Here is a 2,485-nt window from a genome sequence, read left to right as displayed (position 1 = left end):
TGGGCGTGGTGTCACCGGTCGGTGACCAGGGCGCCGACATCGCCCGCACCGCGGTGCTGGCCGCCGGCCTGCCGGACACCACCGGCGGGGTGCAGCTTAACCGGTTCTGTGCCTCCGGGCTGGAGGCCATCAACACCGCCGCCGCCAAGGTGCGGGCCGGCTTCGACGACCTGGTGCTGGCCGGTGGCGTCGAGTCGATGAGCCGGGTGCCGATGGGCTCCGACGGCGGCGCCTGGGCGATGGACCCGGAGACCAACTACCAGCTCGGGTTCGTGCCGCAGGGCATCGGCGCCGACCTGATTGCCACCATCGAGGGTTTCTCCCGCGAGGACGTCGACGCCTACGCGCTGCGGTCGCAGGAAAAGGCGGCCGCGGCGTGGTCGGGCGGCTACTTCGCCAAGTCCGTGGTGCCGGTGCGCGATCAGAACGGCCTGCTCATCCTCGACCACGACGAACACATGCGCCCCGAGAGCACCCTGGAGGGCCTGGGCCAGCTCAAGCCGGCCTTCGAGGGCATCGGCGCGATGGGCGGCTTCGACGACGTGGCGCTGCAGAAGTACCACTACGTCGAGAAGATCAACCACGTCCACACCGGTGGCAACAGTTCCGGGATCGTCGACGGTGCGGCGCTGGTGTTGGTAGGCAGCGAAAAAGCTGGCAAGGAGCAGGGACTGACGCCGCGCGCCCGCATCGTCGCGGCCGCCACCAGCGGCGCCGACCCGCTGATCATGTTGACCGGGCCCACCCCGGCCACCCGTCGGGTGCTCGACCGCGCCGGGATGACCATAGACGACATGGATCTGGTCGAGATCAACGAGGCGTTCGCCTCGGTGGTGCTGAAGTTCCAAAAGGACCTCAAGGTTCCCGAGGAGAAGCTCAACGTCAACGGCGGTGCGATCGCGATGGGCCACCCGCTGGGTGCGACCGGAGCGATGATCACCGGCACCATGGTCGACGAGCTGGAGCGCCGGGGCGCCCGCCGGGCGCTGGTCACGCTGTGCATCGGTGGCGGCATGGGCGTAGCCACCATCATCGAAAGGGTTTAAGCAATGGCAGAGAACACCATTGTCTGGGACAAGGACGCCGACGGCATCGTCACCCTGACGCTGGATGATCCGACCGGGTCGGCCAACGTGATGAACGAGCACTACGCCGAGTCGATGCATAACGCCGTGCAACGCCTTGTCGCCGAGAAGGATTCGATCACCGGTGTCGTCATCACCAGCGCGAAGAAGACGTTTTTCGCCGGTGGTGACCTCAAGGCGATGATCCAGATCGGCCCAGAACAAGCCCAAGAGGCTTTCGACACGGTGGAGCACATCAAGGCCGACCTGCGCATGCTGGAGACCCTGGGCAAGCCCGTCGTCGCTGCCATCAACGGCGCCGCGCTCGGCGGTGGCCTGGAGATCGCGCTGGCCTGCCATCACCGCATCGCGGCCGATGTCAAGGGTCTGGTGGTCGGCCTGCCCGAGGTCACGCTGGGCCTGCTGCCCGGTGGCGGCGGCGTCACCCGCACGGTGCGGATGCTCGGTATCCAGAACGCCTTCATGACGGTGCTCTCCCAGGGCACCCGGTTCAAGCCGGACAAGGCCAAGGAGGTCGGTTTGGTCGACGAGCTTGTCGGCTCGGTGGAGGAGCTGGTGCCGGCGGCCAAAGCCTGGATCAAGGCCAACCCGGACGCGCATGTCCAGCCGTGGGATGCCAAGGGCTACAAGATGCCCGGCGGCACTCCGGCCACGCCGGCGCTGGCAGCGGTGCTGCCGTCGTTCCCGGCTCTGCTGAAAAAACAGCTCAAGGGTGCACCGATGCCCGCACCGCGGGCCATCCTGGACGCCGCGGTCGAGGGCGCGCAGGTCGACTTCGACACTGCCACCCGCATCGAGAGCCGCTATTTCGCGTCGCTGGTCACCGGCCAGGTCGCCAAGAACATGATCCAGGCGTTCTTCTTCGACCTGCAGCACATCAACGGCGGCGGTAGCCGTCCGGACGGCATCGGCAAGACCCCGATCACCAAGATCGGCGTGCTGGGTGCCGGCATGATGGGTGCCGGGATCGCGTACGTGTCGGCCCGGGCCGGTTTCGACGTGGTGCTCAAGGACGTCTCCGCCGAAGCCGCGCAGAGGGGCAAGGGCTACTCCGAGAAGCTGGAAGCCAAGGCGCTGTCTGCAGGCAAGACCACCGAGGAGCGTTCCAAGGCGCTGTTGGACCGGATCGCCCCGACGGCCGATGCGGCCGACCTCGCCGGTGTGGACTTCGTGATCGAGGCGGTCTTCGAGGACCAGCGACTCAAGCACCAGGTGTTCGGTGAGATCGAGGACATCGTCGAACCCAACGCGCTGCTCGGGTCGAACACCTCCACGCTGCCGATCACCGGTCTGGCCGCCGGGGTCAAACGGCAGGAGGACTTCATCGGAATCCACTTCTTCTCCCCAGTGGACAAGATGCCGTTGGTGGAAATCATCAAGGGCGCCAAGACTTCCGACGA

The 2,485-nt window shown here is 66.9% G+C and carries 2 protein-coding genes; both read left to right on the top strand.

The genetic code is table 11. From position 1 onward, the window contains the following. Positions 1-1,046 (top strand): acetyl-CoA C-acetyltransferase (locus AC2VOP_RS21010; RefSeq protein ID WP_486962761.1); only part of this gene is annotated, 1,046 nt, incomplete at its 5' end. 3 nt (positions 1,047-1,049) lie between these two features. Further along, positions 1,050-2,485 (top strand): 3-hydroxyacyl-CoA dehydrogenase NAD-binding domain-containing protein (locus AC2VOP_RS21005; RefSeq protein ID WP_486962760.1); only part of this gene is annotated, 1,436 nt, incomplete at its 3' end.

Source organism: Mycobacterium sp. TH-M106, from assembly GCF_057473765.1.
This window is presented reverse-complemented; position numbering and strand designations above follow the sequence as displayed.